The 16,517-nt window shown below is 48.3% G+C and carries 11 protein-coding genes; 9 read left to right on the top strand and 2 right to left on the bottom strand.

Annotation, left to right across the window (positions count from 1 at the left end; genetic code table 11):
• The first annotated feature begins 7 nt into the window (after positions 1-7).
• The 8 genes from FEN17_RS09220 (at position 8) to FEN17_RS09185 (ending at position 12,510) form a co-directional block, all read left to right on the top strand.
• Entirely contained in the window at positions 8-1,687 is a 1,680-nt protein-coding gene (locus tag FEN17_RS09220; RefSeq protein ID WP_138364965.1) for a RagB/SusD family nutrient uptake outer membrane protein, read from the top strand.
• 341 nt (positions 1,688-2,028) lie between these two features.
• On the top strand, positions 2,029-5,205 hold the full coding sequence (locus FEN17_RS09215) for a SusC/RagA family TonB-linked outer membrane protein (RefSeq protein ID WP_138364964.1): 3,177 nt from the start codon (positions 2,029-2,031) through the stop codon (positions 5,203-5,205).
• Positions 5,206-5,230: 25 nt separating this feature from the next.
• Positions 5,231-7,066: a RagB/SusD family nutrient uptake outer membrane protein gene (locus tag FEN17_RS09210; RefSeq protein ID WP_138364963.1), complete on the top strand. Its 1,836-nt coding sequence runs from the start codon at positions 5,231-5,233 to the stop codon at positions 7,064-7,066.
• Positions 7,067-7,168: 102 nt separating this feature from the next.
• A complete protein-coding gene (locus FEN17_RS09205) occupies positions 7,169-8,074 on the top strand; it encodes a sugar phosphate isomerase/epimerase family protein (protein ID WP_138364962.1) in 906 nt (301 codons plus the stop codon).
• Between the two features lie 27 nt (positions 8,075-8,101).
• Complete coding sequence (locus FEN17_RS09200) at positions 8,102-9,463, top strand: 3-keto-disaccharide hydrolase (protein WP_138364961.1); 1,362 nt, start codon at positions 8,102-8,104, stop codon at positions 9,461-9,463.
• Positions 9,464-9,591: 128 nt separating this feature from the next.
• On the top strand, positions 9,592-10,932 hold the full coding sequence (locus FEN17_RS09195) for a Gfo/Idh/MocA family protein (RefSeq protein WP_138364960.1): 1,341 nt from the start codon (positions 9,592-9,594) through the stop codon (positions 10,930-10,932).
• 66 nt (positions 10,933-10,998) lie between these two features.
• Positions 10,999-12,021, top strand: coding sequence for a DUF6807 domain-containing protein (locus FEN17_RS09190; RefSeq protein ID WP_138365320.1), 1,023 nt, complete (start codon positions 10,999-11,001; stop codon positions 12,019-12,021).
• 120 nt (positions 12,022-12,141) lie between these two features.
• Positions 12,142-12,510 carry an iron chaperone gene (locus tag FEN17_RS09185; RefSeq protein ID WP_138364959.1) on the top strand — a complete coding sequence of 123 codons (369 nt, stop codon included), beginning with the start codon at positions 12,142-12,144 and terminating at the stop codon, positions 12,508-12,510.
• A 32-nt stretch (positions 12,511-12,542) separates the two neighbouring features.
• On the opposite strand, the gene FEN17_RS09180 is transcribed toward FEN17_RS09185, so the two are convergent.
• The gene (locus FEN17_RS09180) at positions 12,543-13,016 is read right to left on the bottom strand and encodes an RES family NAD+ phosphorylase (protein WP_138364958.1); all 474 of its coding nucleotides are present in this window, start codon (positions 13,014-13,016) and stop codon (positions 12,543-12,545) included.
• 1 nt (position 13,017) lies between these two features.
• A complete protein-coding gene (locus FEN17_RS09175) occupies positions 13,018-13,443 on the bottom strand; it encodes an antitoxin Xre-like helix-turn-helix domain-containing protein (RefSeq protein ID WP_138364957.1) in 426 nt (141 codons plus the stop codon).
• Between the two features lie 120 nt (positions 13,444-13,563).
• Between FEN17_RS09175 and FEN17_RS09170 the strand changes: the two genes are divergently transcribed.
• Positions 13,564-16,449, top strand: a complete 2,886-nt coding sequence (locus tag FEN17_RS09170; RefSeq protein ID WP_138364956.1) for a PVC-type heme-binding CxxCH protein — start codon at positions 13,564-13,566, stop codon at positions 16,447-16,449.
• Positions 16,450-16,517: the final 68 nt, after the last annotated feature.

The raw sequence follows: 16,517 nt of genomic DNA, 5'->3' as shown, positions 1-16,517 counted from the left end.
TATCAAAATGAGACATATTAAATTAAAAAAATCGCTCACGGTAATGTGCTTGTCGGCCATGATGCTGGCCGGACAGTCGTGTAAAGATCTGCTGGATGAAAAGGTAATTTCCAGTATTGGTGATGATTATCTGAACAGCACCGCCGGTTTTAACTCTACCGTAAACGCCGCTTATTCCTCCCTCCGCAACTTTTACGGAACAGAAAGAGGTTTGTCCATGACCGAATACGGAACGGACCTTTATTCGGCGGGTGCGGACGGCAGCTACAAAGGGTTTCACTTTTACGATTCGCAGCTGATCGGTACAGTAGTAATTATCCAGGAATTGTGGGACGAGCTTTACAAAGGGATCAACACGTGCAATGCCCTCATCGAGCGTGCGCCTGCGATCACCGGTGTTACGGATGCGATTAAAACTCAGCGCATCGCGGAGGTAAAATTCCTTCGTGCACAGTATTATTTCATTTTATTCCAACAATTTGGCGGCGTGGATCTCAGGCTGACCGAAACCGTGCTGCCTACGAAAAAAACGGCGCGCGCTTCGAGCGATGAAATGTATGCAGCAATCATTTCCGACCTGGAATCTGCGCTACCGGGATTGGAAAATAAAGCAAGATCTTCGGATTACGGCCGCGTGACCAAAGCTGCAGCCGAGCATTTGCTGGCCAAAGTATATCTGACAAAAGCTACTTCTTCGTCCAAAGCAGCGGATGATTATTCCAAAGCCGAGACTTATGCGCAGAATGTGATCAACAATTACGGTTTTAAATTGCTGCCTGATTTTGCATCTGTATTTGCACAGGGCGCGGGCGAAATCAATGACGAAGTGGTATTCTCGGTGCAATATACCTCGGACGCTTTGACCAACGGATCGGGAAATAACCTGCACCTTTTGTTCGGGATGCAGTACGATGTGCAGGCAGGTATGCAGCGCGATATCGCATACGGTCGTCCTTTCAAACGTCTGAAACCAACTCCTTATACGCTGGATGTGGTTTTTAAAGACCGCGTAAATGATTCGCGCTACAAGAAAACTTTCCGCGATACATGGCTTTGCAACACAGCCGGAGGAACATTTACCAACGTTTTTGATAACTCTAAAAAATCGGTGACATTCAAAACCGGCGATACAACGATCTTCGTTCCGGGTGTGGAATGGACTTTGGAGCAACGCGCCAAGAAACCTTACCAAGTGCTGGTACCGAGCTTGTACAACCTGTCGCTCTTCCCGACCAATGTGAAGTTCATGGACCCGCTTCGTCCTGACAAAACGTACGAAGCAGGTAGCCGCGATTTCCTGGCATTCCGTTTGGCAGATACTTACTTAATGTTGGCTGAGGCGCAGTTGATGCAGAAAAAAGTGGCCGACGCAACAAAAAATATCAACATGGTACGTCGCCGTGCAGCATGGCCTGGCAAAGAGGCTGCGATGGAAATCAAGGAATCTGAAATGACTTTCGAATTCCTGATGGAAGAACGCGGACGTGAGCTGCTGGGCGAGCAAACCCGCTGGCTGGACCTGAAACGTTGGGGTAACCTGGTGGAACGTGTGAAGAAATACAATGTTGATGCAGCGGCCAATGTAAAAGAAACCAACCTGCTCCGTCCGATCCCGCAAACGCAGATCGACCGCTCTGAAAAAGGTCCTGACGGCAGCTCAGGCTTCCCGCAAAATCCTGGGTATTAAGAGTTAAAAAAAGCAAAGATCACAGATTAAAAACAGCCAGACCAGGGTTTCAACTCCTGGCATTATATCACGGATCGAGGCAGAAATTGCCTCAATCCGTGATATTTTTTTAGTATTTTTTAGATACACTAAAATGCCATGGAGATATTGACAACATTTTGATAATGAGTTACGGAAATATTCATGCTCTTCCAGGAGTACAAATTTTCAAATAACCTACGGTAACAAAAAGCAGGTTTGTAGAAGTGGCTCGAAGTTCTTCATGTAGGGGAAGAAAAGATGCTACTACGTCTTGGTAAATTGATATAAAAACTTTTACCTCACCGTAACTAAACCTGTTCATGAAAAAAGGATTTACAAAGTGCCTTTTGAGGGTGACTTTGGGTGGTTTGCTGGCATTATTCCAAGTCATTCATCCCGCTGCCGGCGCCACCAAAATCACACTTCCTGAGCCGTCCCGGGCCGACAAATCGGTCACCGGCAAAGTGCTCTCCAAAGATGATAACACGCCTGTCCCCGGCGTAACAGTTATTGTAAAAGGAACTACCACCGGGACCACGACCGATATTGACGGCAAGTACCAAATCAATGTGGCGGACGGCAGCCAGGTGCTGGTTTTTTCCGCCGTGGGCTTTCTCACCCAGGAAAAAGAAATTGGCAATGCCAGCGTGGTGGACATTATATTGGCCACCGACCAAAAGACACTGGACGAGGTAGTTGTCGTGGGATACGGTACTTTGAAAAAGCGTGACCTCACCGGTGCAGTTTCACAGATCAATGCGACGAAGCTCGATAATGAAAACCCGCAATCTGTGCAGGACGTACTTCGTGGTAACATTCCGGGTATGAATGTCGGGTTTTCGGCGTCTGCGAAAGGCGGTGGCAACGTGGCTGTGCGGGGTGTGAATTCGCTGACGGCTGGCAGCAGTCCGCTGGTGGTACTCGATGGCGCAATCTATTATGGTGGTTTAGAAGATATTAACCCCAATGATATTGAAACCGTTGATGTCTTGAAAGATGCCAGTTCGGCGGCGGTATTTGGTGCGAAAGCTGCGAGCGGGGTGATTTTGGTTACAACCAAAAAGGGAAAAGAAGGCAAGACGCTCATCAATGTAAATACGAACTTTGGCTTTTCGGAAGTCGCTAAGAATCAGCCGGTACTTAGCCCGGACGGTTTTCTGACCTGGCGTGCGGAAGTAATGCGAAACATTAACGCAAGTGCTCAGCCAAGCCGGTTTACCAATCCCAACAATCTGCCCTCGGATGTTACCCTCGATCAGTGGCTCGCTTTTGACGGCTCGGCAGGCGATCCCGAAACGGTCTGGTTGCAGCGTCTGGGTTTGCAATCCATTGAAATACAAAACTATAAAGCCGGAAAAAGTGTGGACTGGTACAGTAAAGTGTTCCAGAAAGCATTTCGGCAGGATCATACCGTGAGTTTGTCCGGTAAAAACGACCGGGTAACTTATTATATGTCGCTGGGATATCTGAGCAATGAAGGTATTGTGGTGGGTGACAAGTACAGCACGGTGCGGGCGCGGGTGAACCTGGAAGGAAAAGTGAATAAATTTTTGTCCGTCGGTTTGAGCACGCAGTTTGCCAGCCGCGACGAAAGCCAGGTGCCGGTTGATTATAATTTTGCGGCCAATCTTTCGCCCTGGGGTTCGGAGTTCAATCCGGATGGAACCTACAAATGGCGGCCCAATGAAGAGGCGAGTGGAGGTAACCACCCCAATTATGCGCCAAGTTTTACGGATCGTGACAAAGGGTCGATTACGGTCAATAATGTGGTTTTTGCCAAAATTGCGCTGCCTTTTGGCATCAGTTACCAGGCCAATTTTACGCCCCGGTATGAGTTTTCGCACCGCTACAATGCCGAATCTTCCAAAAGTATGGACTGGGTTGCAGAGGGGGGAAGGGCTTCCCGGAGAGATACCCGCACATTGAGCTGGCAGCTGGACAACATTTTTAAATGGAACAAAACCATCGCCCAAAACCACAACATTGACGCCACTTTCCTGATCAATGCCGAGCGTTTCAGAATGTGGGACGATAGTATTTCCAACAAAGGTTTCGCGCCAAATGATAACCTGGGCTACCACAATATGGGCGCAGGTAACGCGCCGATCATGTGGAGCAACGACGAAACGAGCACGGCCGACGCCCTGATGGGCCGCCTGTTTTATTCATTCAAAGACCGGTACATGGTCACTTTGTCGACCCGCCGCGATGGTTATTCTGCATTTGGTCAGAAGAATCCACGCGCATTATTCTCGTCGGCAGCATTGGGCTGGGTGTTTACGGATGAGCCGTTTTTGAAAAATAACATTATCAACTACGGAAAGCTGCGTGTCTCGTACGGTAGCAACGGTAACCGCGACATTGGGCGCTACGATGCATTATCTAATCTCGCGACGGGCAAATACCTGCACGTCAATCCGGCAGGTACAGTGTACCAGGTCAGTCAGTTATATGTGGACCGTATGGCAAACCCGAACCTTAAATGGGAGCGGACGAACTCTTTAAACTTTGGTTTTGACTTCTCATTATTTAACAGCCTGATCGACGGAAGTCTGGAATTATATAAATCGTCCACCCACGATCTGCTGGTGAGGAGAGCTTTACCAAACGTACTGGGTTTCGACTATGTACTTGATAACCTGGGACAAGTGGACAATAAAGGTATCGAGCTCAGCCTCAATTCGACCAATATTAAAAAAGACAACCTGACCTGGCGCACGACATTGAATATGCAGATGAACCGGAACAAGATTGTCCACTTGTACGGTACCACGCAAACAACCACCGACGCTAACGGAAACACCACGACCCGGGAAGCCGACGATATTACCAACCGCTGGTTTATCGGACATGCGGTGGATGAGATCTGGAACTATAAAGTGCTGGGTGTGTGGCAGACGGAGGAAGCCGACGCCGCTGCTAAGTATGGTGTAAAACCTGGTGATCACAAGATTTTGGACGTCAATAATGATGGAAAATATACCAATGACGACAAGGTTTTCCAGGGCTTTACCTCTCCACGTGTGAGGTTGACGCTTCGCAACGAATTTAAAGTCTATAAAAATTGGGACGCTTCGTTCATGGTGTATTCTTATTTAGGTCAAAAAGGAGAATTTAACCAAACCAAAAACCGCCAGGGCTTCCCCGATCGCAGCAGCTCCTATGTGCTCCCGTACTGGACGGCGGAAAACCGGAATAATGAGTGGGCGAGATTATATTCCAGCGAAGGTTCGGCAACAGGTTATACTTATTATAAAAGCAAATCTTTCCTGCGTTTCGAAAGCATAGCGCTGGCCTACACACTTCCGAAGCAGCTTGTTCAGAAGATCGCGATACAAAACCTCCGGATTTACGGCAATGTGCGGAACCTGGGTTACATCTCCGGGTGGGATTTCTGGGACCCTGAAAACGGGACGAACAACAGCAACAACACCAACCTGTCGGTGTCGGTACCGAGCCCGCGCATTTTTACCATTGGATTAGACATTACCCTTTAATCCTGAACTAAAATCCTGAATTGAAATGAAAACAACATATAAGAGTTCAAAACGCATTTTGTCGCTGCTGCTCACTGCCGGTCTGGCCACATTTGTGAGCTGCAAGGAGAGCTACCTCAGTCCAGAAGCATTATCATTTTACAACCCTGACGAAACATTTAACGAAGCGGGCGGTCTGCGCTCGGCACTCGTGGCATGCGAAAGAAATATGCGCCTGGAATGGTATGGTGACGCGCCTCCGATGGTAACCGAAGCGATTTTCTCCGACATTGCCGTGGAAGGTACTACCGACAAATCGGGCCCGGCGCAGAATATGAATCTGCTGATCACACCTGACGCGCAGCTGAATAATGGTGATTACAACAAAATTGGCTGGTATTGGTCGGAAGGATTTAAAGGTGTGAAATATGCCAATGTGGTGATTTCCAGGATTAACCAGCCGACGAACTATAAAGATGAAGCTGAAAAGAATGCGATCCTGGGTGCGGCTTACTTTCACAGAGCGTGCCGGTATTATCGTCTGACGCAGCAATTTGGAGACGTACCCTTAATTTTGGACGAGGTGATCGGGCCAAAGCTGGATTTTCAATCGACGAAAAGAGAGGTCATTTTACAAAAAATGAAAGAAGATCTGGAATTTGCAGAGCAGTGGGTGCCGGCTGTGACAGATAAAGGAACGGTGAATAAAGGTTCTGTAAGTCATTTATTGACCAAAATAAACCTGGCGCTGGGCAAGTTTGATGATGCGATTAAATCTGCCACAAATGTGATCGATGGCGGAACGCATAAATTAATGACAACGCGGTTTGGACTGGACGCCAACAATGCGGCACGAAATGTGATCTGGGATTTGCACCGTCCTGCCAACAAATCGCTGCCTTCCAATACCGAAGGTTTGATGATGGTGATCGACAGGGTGAGTATCGACGGTAACATTGACGGCGGTATCCAGCTGATGCGGAATACGGTTCCTTTTTGGCATAACAACATCAATACCCCTGCCGGAAACCGCGGGACAATTGATACGTACGGCATTGAGATTGATGAGATTACGAAATACGGCCGTGGGATTGGCCGCGTGCGCCCGACTTACTATTCGCAGGAAGGCGTTTGGGATGACCCGAAAGATCTGCGCCATGCGCCGGGTAACTGGACAAGAATGGAAGATCTGGTTTACAACAACCCGACCATCAAAGGCACTGATCCATATTACGGTAAAAACCTGCAGTTCCGCAATGCAGCCGGTGCAATTCTGACGATCGACACGATCCGCTGCTGGTTCGACTGGCCGAATTACAAATTGTTTATCGAGGACCCTCTGAAAGTGCAGCCGACGGGTGGGAACACTGACTGGTATGTTTTCCGTCTGGCAGAAACTTATCTTCTTCGTGCTGAGGCGTATACCTGGAAAGGTGACCTGGCGAATGCAGCAAAGGATATCAATGCGGTGCGGGCGAGAGCTGGTGCGGCGGCGATTTTACCAGCGAAGGTCAACATTGGAACGGTGCTGGATGAGCGCGCCAGGGAGCTGTATTTTGAGGAGCCGCGCAAAACCGAGCTGACCCGCATTGCGTACATTTTTGCCATGACCGGAAAACCTGCGCCAAATGGTAAAACGTACAATCTGAGCGATTTTTCGGATAACAATTACTTCTTCGACCGGATCATTGAGAAGAGTGACTTTTATAACAAAGGCGTAAAAACCCGCCACGGCGACGAGTACCTGATGAGCCCTTACCACGTGCTGTGGCCGGTACCGCAAGCTGCGATTTCGGGTAATACGGGTGGCATTATCAATCAAAACAAGGGCTACAATGGTTTCCAGAACAATGTGCCGCCTTTGACGGAAATTCCTAAATAAAGGCAGGTGTAGTAAGTAGAAAAGCCCCGATTTAGGGGCTTTTCTTATTTATGTCGTCTTGATAGAACAACAACTGAATTCATTTCCTAACACCTACCCGATATGGATATTTACCAACGCAGGGATTTCCTGAAAACATTGGCCCTGGGCGCTGCATCTGCGGTAACATTGCCGGCCTGGGCTGAACATTTGAATAAAAAAGGGGAGATTAAAATCGGCTACTCGGCCATCACCTGGGGCGGAAAGGACGAGCAGGCAATTACAGATCTGGCCGGTCTGGGCTTTAAAGGCATTCAGTTGCGGGCCAATACATTTCAACCATATCGTACCAAAGTTTCGGAATTGAAGGATCTGCTGGTCAAGAATAACCTCACACTCTGCATGTTTTCAAGCGGAAATGTGGAGATCGATCCGGCGAAACTGGAAAGTACCATCGATACCCACGTGGAACATGCCAGCTTTGTCAAAGCGCTGGGTGGCAATGCTTTGCAACTGACAAACAGTCTTCGCCCGAAAGACCGCGCACCTTCGACGGAGGAATTAAAAAAGCTTGCGGAAGTCATGAATGCGATCGGGAAGCAGACGGCCGACCTGGGCGTGCAGGCAGTGTACCATAACCACATGAACCAGCTTGGCGAAACGCCGGAAGAAGTGGACGTGATTGTGCAGGCGATGGACCCGCGTTATATTAAATTGCTGCTCGACATTGCACATTACAAGCAGGGTGGCGGCGAGCCGCAGGATGCGGTTATCAAGTACAAAAACATCATCCATTCGCTGCATTTAAAGGATACCAAGCCCGCGGATACCAAAAGTGGCTACAAATTTGTGGAGCTGGGGCAGGGCAGGGTGGATGTGCCGGCGGTTTTCAAATCTTTGGATAAAATCAAATTCAAAGGCTGGGCCGTGGTAGAACTCGACGGTGTGCCCGATCCTGAGAAATCGCCGCTTATTTGCGCAGAAATCAATAAAAAGTACATTACGGAAACATTGAAGTATCCGTTGTAGTCAAAAAGTATCCATTAAAATCAACACATGAAAAAATTCACCTTATTACTCGCTGGCATCCTCATCTCCATTTGTCAGCTACACGCCCAGAAGTCGAAAGATGGCTGGGAGAATTTATTTAATGGGAAAGACCTGACGGGCTGGAAGCAGTTGAACGGGCAGGCGAAATATGAAGTGAAAGATGGCGCGATCGTGGGGACTTCCGTGATGGATACGCCGAATTCCTTTTTGACAACTGAGAAAAATTACGGTGATTTTATCCTGGAACTGGATGTGAAGGTTGATAATAAGCTCAATTCCGGTATTCAGATCAGAAGTCTTTCGACTCCGGATTATCAAAATGGCCGCGTGCATGGTTACCAGGTTGAGATCGATCCAAGTGACCGCGCTTACTCTGCGGGGTTATATGATGAAGCAAGAAGAGGCTGGCTCTATCCGCTCGATTTGAATCCCGAAGCAAAAAAAGCATTTAAAAAAGAAGCCTGGAATAAGTACCGCATCGAGGCCATCGGCAGCTCGATCCGGACATTTTTAAATGGTGTGCCGGTGGCGCACGTAATCGACGATATGACGCCGAGTGGTTTTATTTGCTTGCAGGTACACGCCATCGGCAGCAAAGATCTGGAAGGAACGCAGGTAAGCTGGAAGAACATCCGGATCAAAACCACCGGCCTGAAACCCAGCCCGCCAGCCAACATTGCAATTGTGAATCTGATCCCTAACAGCATGACGGATGCAGAGAAGGCGCAGGGATTTTCCTTGTTGTTTGATGGGAAATCGGCTGACCAGTGGAGATCTTATGGCGGGACTGAATTTCCGTCAAAACGCTGGTCCACCAGCGACGGCGTGATTGTCATCGCCAAATCCGACGGCTCGGAAACCGGCAACGACATCGTAACCCGAAAGCTTTACGGCCCTGCATTTGAGTTCGAGTTTGAATTTAAACTGACCGAAGGCGCCAACAGCGGCGTGAAATATTTTGTCGACCAGAAATTTAATGCAAATGGAAAATCGGGTGTCGGCTGTGAATATCAGGTACTTGACGACGAGCGCCATCCTGATGCAAAACTGGGCAAAAATGGCAACCGTACCATCGCCTCATTTTACGATGTGATCCCGGCCGACCGCCCCAAGAATTCCGTAAAAAAAATCGGCGAGTGGAACCAGGGACGGATTCTGGTAAAAACAGACGGGACCGTCCAGCATTTCCTGAATGGTTATAAAGTAGTGGAGTATGTGCGCGGCTCGCCTCAGTTCAAAGAGTTTGTCGCAGAGTCGAAATTCAAGGGTTTTGAGGGTTTCGGTATGTCGCAGCAAGGCTACTTGCTGTTGCAGGACCACGGCGATAATGTGTCGTTCCGCAGCCTGAAAGTGCGTGAAATCAAATGATTCGGAACCCCGGAAAAAACATAAAAAAAACCAGTAGATAATCCGGCATTGGTTATTTACAACTGATTGCCGAGAGGAATATCCCCCTGAACAGTCCAAAAATTAACATTTATACATAACCGAATATCATGAGCAGCAGAAGGGAATTTATAAAAAATGCAGCATTGGCCTCGGCCGGTGTTGCGGTTGGATCTAATGCTTTCAGTGCGGCCAGCTACCGCAAAATCATCGGCGCCAATGATCGTGTGCGTGTCGGCGTTATCGGATTTTCCGATCGTTTCCGCAGTTCGCTTGCACCCAGCTTTTCGGACCATGCCAAAGAAATGAATTTCGAATTTATGGGTGTTTCGGATCTTTGGAACCGTCGCCGCGATGAAGCAGAGGCGTTTATGAAAGGTAAACCGTACGCTTCCAATGAATTTGCGAAAGCCCGTAACAATGAAGAGTTATTGGCAAGAAAAGACGTGGACGCGGTGATTATCAGTACCGCTGACTTTCAGCATGCATTGCATTGTGCCGAGGCTGTGAAATCAGGCCGGGATGTATATGTTGAAAAACCGTTTGCCGAAAGCCTGGAAGATGCGAAAGTTGCATTGAAAGCGGTGGAAAGTTCGAAACAAATTGTGCAGGTGGGTTCTCAGAGAAGAAGTGCGCCGAACTATTGGGCGGCTTACGATTATATCAAATCAGGTAAATTCGGTGACATTACGACGGTGGAAATGACCTGGAATGTGAACCAGCCCGGCCGGTGGAGACGCAAAGAACTCGTGGAGCAGATCAGGAAGGAAGACACCGACTGGGACCGCTTCCTGCTGAACCGACCAAAAGTAGCCTGGAATCCACGTTTTTATCTCGAATTCCGTTTGTTCTATCCATACTCATCGGGTATCCCGGGACAGTGGATGGCGCACCAGATCGACACTGTGCACTGGTTCTCAGGACTCGACGCGCCGCGTAATGTGGTAGCGAATGGTGGTGTTTATACCTGGAAAGACGGTCGTACCAATGCCGATACATTCAGTGCAACATTTGAGTACGGTCCGTTTGACGATCCGAGCAAAGGTTTTCAGGTGATTTATTCTTCTCGTTTCAACAATGAGGCAGGCGGCGTGAAGGAATATTATTTCTCCAATGGTGGAATGATCAACCTGGATACTAACAAGATATCTCCGGAAGGTGGTTTGCAGGCGAAGGATGCCAAAGGTATGGGTATGCAGGCAAATCTGCTGCCAGCGATGGAGCTGAAAGCAGGTGACAAAATCGCGACTGACGCCAATACCGGCGCCGATCCTATGACCTCGATGCACATGCGCAACTGGATGGATTGTATCCGCAGCCGCAAGGAAACGAATGCACCGGCGCGCGCAGGTTTCAACCACTCGGTAGCGACCATGATGGCGACGCAGGCGCTGCATACTGGCAAACGAGTTACCTGGGACAATAAGAAAAGAGAGATTGTGCTGAGCTAAGCTGGCCGTTTTTGGTATAAAACATTTAAATAACGGATCAAAGTGAATCTAAAAAATACAGCGGCAATGCTGGCCACGGTTTCCCTCGCGACGTGGGCCGGGCTGGCAAATGCGCAAAAAGTAGATCTGATCAAAAATGACAAGGATAAAAAGGTAGAGGTCAAAATTGACGGAAAGCCTTTTACAGCCTACTATTATCCAGGAGAGTCAGTGCTGAAAAAGGCTGTGCTGTACCCGGTTATGACCGGAAAAGGCGCTGTTATCACCCGAGGCTGGCCGCTTGACCCGCGTCCGGGCGAGCGCGTGGACCACCCGCACCACGTGGGTATCTGGCTGAACTACGAGGATGTAAATGGTAACGATTATTGGAACAACTCCAATGCCGTCGACCATGCCAAGCGCGCTTACGGAACGATCATTCACACTGGCATCACTTCCGTAAAAAGCGGAAAAGACAAAGGTGAACTGAAAGTAACCGCCGACTGGGTTGATAAAGACGGCAAGTTGACATTGAAAGAAACCACTACCTACGTGTTCAGCGGAAAAGGTGATACCCGCATGATCGACCGCTCGACGACACTGACCGCAGTGATGGATGAAGTGAACATGCCCGACGTGAAAGACGGCATGTACGCTATCCGTGTCGCACGGGAGCTGGAACTTCCTTCCAACAAACCGGAAATCTTCACCGACGCCAGCGGTATCGCCACCAAAGTGCCCGTGATGAATAACGAAGGTATCACCGGCAACTACCGCAATAGCAACGGTATCGAGGGCGAGGCGGTTTGGGGTAAGCGAGCCATCTGGTGTAATTTAACCGGCAAGATCAAGGATGAAAACATCAGCATTGCCATGATCGACCACCCGAAAAATGTTGGTTACCCGGCTTACTGGCATGCCCGAGGCTATGGTTTGTTTGCTGTAAATCCTTTGGGAATGAAAGCATTAAGTGACGGAAAAGAAACATTGAATTTTAAATTGAAGAAAGGCGAATCGACGACTTTCCGCTACCGGCTGGTGATTGCATCGGAGCATTTGAAGGATGCTGCGCTGAATGAGCTGGCAGCAGCTTATGGAAAGACGGAGTAGGGGCTTGATAGTTTTTTAAGTTTGGGAGCCCTCATTTTGAGGGCTTTTTTTTTGTCTATATAACTGGGAATGAGTATTTTGACACTAGAAATTAATTTTAATAAAAATCCTGTTTATCCGATGACAACCCAAAAACCAACCACCGTCGACGAATACATTGCAAGGTTTCCAGCTGATGTCCAGCCGGTGTTGAGCGAGGTTCGGGCGGCGATCCTGGATGTGATTCCTGATGCCGAGGAGCGGATTTCTTATGATATGCCTACCTTTTATATGAATGGGTCTTATGTGATTTACTTCGCTGGCTGGAAAAAGCATATTGCCTTGTACCCGATCATTGGGATTGCGGCCGAAAAGTTGCAGGACGAACTTGCCGGCTATAAAGGCTCGAAAAGTTCGGTGCATTTTCCACTGAATAAACCGATGCCAATTGATTTGATTAAAAAAATTGTGAAGGTAAAGCTGGAAGACTCACGGCAGAAAAAGAAGTAGTTTTCAATTGAAGTGGGAGTTGAAGCAGCCGGTCAGCTGTGGCCGTACTTCTTTAAAATATCTTCAATCCGGGGATCAGGTACCATGTTGGTCACGGCTGCCAATGTTACTTTTTTATAATCGGGATGCAGCGTGTTGATGACGAGGTTGCACGTTTCCGGCATCACTGCCGACGGCACTTTCAGTACCAGCGACTTCCTTTCCTGATACCATTGATCCCCCTTCAGGGCGCAGCCGGAATTGTCATAAATGTCCCGCCAGGTTTCAGGCAAATCGCTTACAGAAACAGTTTCCATCAAAAATGGCTCTTCAACATGGATAAACATGATCTTGAAATCATCATTAAATCCGACACCCTGCCGCCGTACCATGTTTTCCAGAAATGCCAGCGGTATCGATTCTGCGGTGTAAAGTACCTTGTTGCCGGCGCTGTTCCACCGGCCTTTCATGCCGGAGGAAAATAAATTGTCAGAAAAATTTTTGTGCACAATCCTGTAAACAAGCATGTTATACCGGATATCCTTGTGCCATTTTATCCAGCTCGTCGCTCAGAAAATCGACGCCGCCATTGGTTGTTAGCCAGGCAGATGCTTTTTCTTCGGAATTCCAGAGCGGCTTTTGCAGCCAGTAATTGAACTCATCCACATTTCCGAAAAGCATTTCCCCTTTTCTAAAGAGCGCGATGAGTTTTAAAAGATGCTCTCCATAAAGTGGTTCCAGCTTTTTTTGCGCGTCCTTGTAATTGCTGATTGTTCGGGAAGACAAGTTAATGATAGACGCCAGGTTCTTTTCTGGCATTTTGATAGCATCCGCAAAATCATAAAAGACTTTGGTAGTGAGCCCCTTCCGGGCAGACTTGACAATAGCGAAATTGCTGGTCATATCGATATCATTGAATTTATCTGATAAGTTACCTTTCATCTTGCTGAACATTGAGTCTTCAAAAATAGAAAATTTTCCAAAAATAAATTGAATTTTTTCAAATAAGTATAATTTTTCCTGCCCTCTCTTTTCTTCTTATCCTTTGAATTTCTAAACCATAATGCCCACTATATGACACGGATGCACAAATTTTTAGCCTTCCTGTTAATCGTCGTCTCGACCAATGAAAATCTGGTAATAGCGCAAAAAGCCAAACCAGCCTCGGCCAAAGCAGCTGCCGCAAAATCAGATACAGCCAAATATGATCGTGAATATGCATTGGAAGCTACCATGCTTGGTTTTTTTGCCCAGGACGGCGCACGAAATCCAACATTAAAAGCCAATAAAGGCGATAAGGTACGCATCAAGATTACAAACGGCGAGCTGATGACCCACGACATTTCGCTTGAAAAAATGGGCATCAAAAGCAAGGTAATCCTGGAAAAAGGGTCGAGTACCAGCATCAATTTTGTGGCCAAAGAGAGTGACACTTACTTCTGCTCCGTACCTGGGCACCGTGCGGCGGGAATGGTGGGAAGTTTTGAGGTGGTGGAAGGTTCGGTTGAGGAAAAAACGGTTGCCGGGCAAATTCCGATGAAGGACGGCCAGCCACTTAACCTGAATTTTGAAACAGGTACGTTAAAAGACTGGACTGCGACCGGCGATGCATTTACAAATCCGCTGGTGAGCGAAGATCCCTCGCCGCTGCATGAGAAGGATATGAACATTGGCTTTGACGGAAAGTATTTCCTGAGCAGTGGCGGAAATGTCAACTATAAACTGACCGGAACGCTCATGTCCGTGCCATTTAAAGTAACCCAACCATTTGCAGCATTCAAAGTTTCGGGTGGCGCGCTGGTGGATACCCGCGTTGAGCTGGTCCTTGCCGGGACCGACAGCGTCATCTACCACATTACTGGCCAGGGCCGCGCAACTTTGCAGCCTGCCGTCGTCGATTTGCAGAAATATGTTGGGAAAGACATTTTCATCCGGATCATTGACAAAGAAACCGGTGTCTCGCAGATCCCTTACATTGCGAATGACAAATGGGCGCACATCAATTTTGACGAGTTTCTGTTTTACCCGACCCGCCCCGAGTTCCCTAATGAGCTGAAACAGCAGGATATTATCATCCTGCCGCCGCTCGATCCGGTATTGAATGCCGGATTATCAGGCGTAAAAGCCGCTGCTGCGATGACGCCGCCAGCTGGTTTTAAAGTGACTCTGGCCGCTTCCGAGCCGGATGTCGTCAAACCGATCGCATTTACGATTGATCCCAAAGGCAGATTGTGGGTGGTGGAAGGACATACTTACCCGGTGCGGGCACCGGAGGGCCAGGGCAGGGACCGAATTTTGATTCTGGAAGACACCAATGGTGACGGTACCCTCGATAGTAAAAAGGTTTTTACCGAAAATCTGAACCTGATCAGCGGAATTGAAATAGGTATGGGTGGCGTTTGGCTGGGTTCTGCACCTAACCTGATCTTTATCCCGGTTGATCCAAAAACCGACAAGCCCGCCGGCCCGCCGCAGATATTGCTGGACGGTTTTGGCTTGCACGATACACACGAGGTATTGAACAGTTTCCGCTGGGGACCAGACGGTTGGCTTTATGGAACACATGGCGTTTTCACACATTCCAATGTTGGCAAACCTGGCGCTCCGGATTCCGAAAGGACCAAATTAAATGCAGGCGTGTGGCGTTTGCATCCGGTTACCAAGCAGTTTGAAGTATTTGCCGAGGGTTCGAGCAATCCCTGGGGGCTGGATTTCAATGATTATGGTCACCCTTTCATTACGGTTTGCGTGATCCCGCACATGTTCCACATTATCCAGGGCGCGCGGTATCAGCGCCAGGCCGGGAAACATTTTAACGAGTTTACTTACGACGATATCAAAACCATCGGTGACCACGTGCACTGGCTCGGCGAACGCGGACCGCATGCAGGAAACTTCCGCTCGGCGGCGGCTGGCGGCGGACATGCGCACGCCGGTGCGATGATCTATCTCGGGAACAGCTGGCCGAAAGAGTACCGCAATGAAATTTTCATGAACAACATTAATGGTGCACGTCTCAACATAGATCATTTTGAAAAAAGTGGTTCGGGCTACATTGCCTCGCACCGTCCCGATTTTATGGCGATGAATGACTCGTGGTCGCAGTGGCTGAATTTCAAATACGACGCCAGCGGCTCGGTTTGGGCGATTGACTGGTATGACAAAAATCAATGTCATAGCCCAAATCCGGATGTCCACGACAAGACCATGGGCCGGATTTTCAAGATCACCCACGAAAATGATAAGTGGGTGAAGGTGGATCTGACCAAAGCTTCCGACATGGATTTGGTTAATTATCAACTCAATGATAATGAGTGGTATGTGCGTGAGGCAAGAACAATTTTACAGGAGCGCGGCCCGAATAAAAAGGTACACAAAGCTTTGAAAGAGATTCTGGCCAAGAATCCCGAGGTAACGAAAAAGCTGCGTGCGTTGTGGACATTACATGTTACCAAAGGCATCGACGACAAAGAACTCGCTGATTTGTTGACGAACGAAAGCGAATATCTCCGCAGCTGGGCCATCCAGTTGATGATGGAAGACAAAACAGTCTCTCCTGAAATATTGAAAAAATTCGCAGAAATGGCGAAAACCGACAGTTCGCCAGTGGTAAGGCTATACCTTGCCTCCGCCATGAACCGGATCGACCCGGCGCAACGCTGGGACGTAGTGGAAGCCTTGATGCAGCACGATGAAGATAAAGATGATCACAACTTGCCGCTGCTGGTATGGTACGCAGCCGAACCGCTCGCCGCACTGGACATGAAACGCGCCCTGCAAATGGCCGAACAATCAAAACTCCCGAAAATTTTGCCATACACGATCCAGCGCGTAGCCGCCATCAATACCGAAGATTCCAAAAAGGTTTTAAAAGACCTCAACCAAAAACTAGGACAAAGCGGCTCACACGAATTTCACGAAAGCCAGATGTTGATTGGGAAGCTACTTAGTAAGGAGTAGCGTTTTTAATTGAATGACTATCACAAGTCATTCAATTTCTCAATTATTTCCGGCAGAAATGAGTTCTT

The sequence above is a fragment of the Dyadobacter luticola genome (assembly GCF_005860805.1).
In the GTDB taxonomy this organism is placed as follows: domain Bacteria; phylum Bacteroidota; class Bacteroidia; order Cytophagales; family Spirosomataceae; genus Dyadobacter; species Dyadobacter luticola.
The sequence above is the reverse complement of the archived record's forward strand: the minus strand, read 5'-3'. Positions and strand labels throughout refer to the sequence as shown.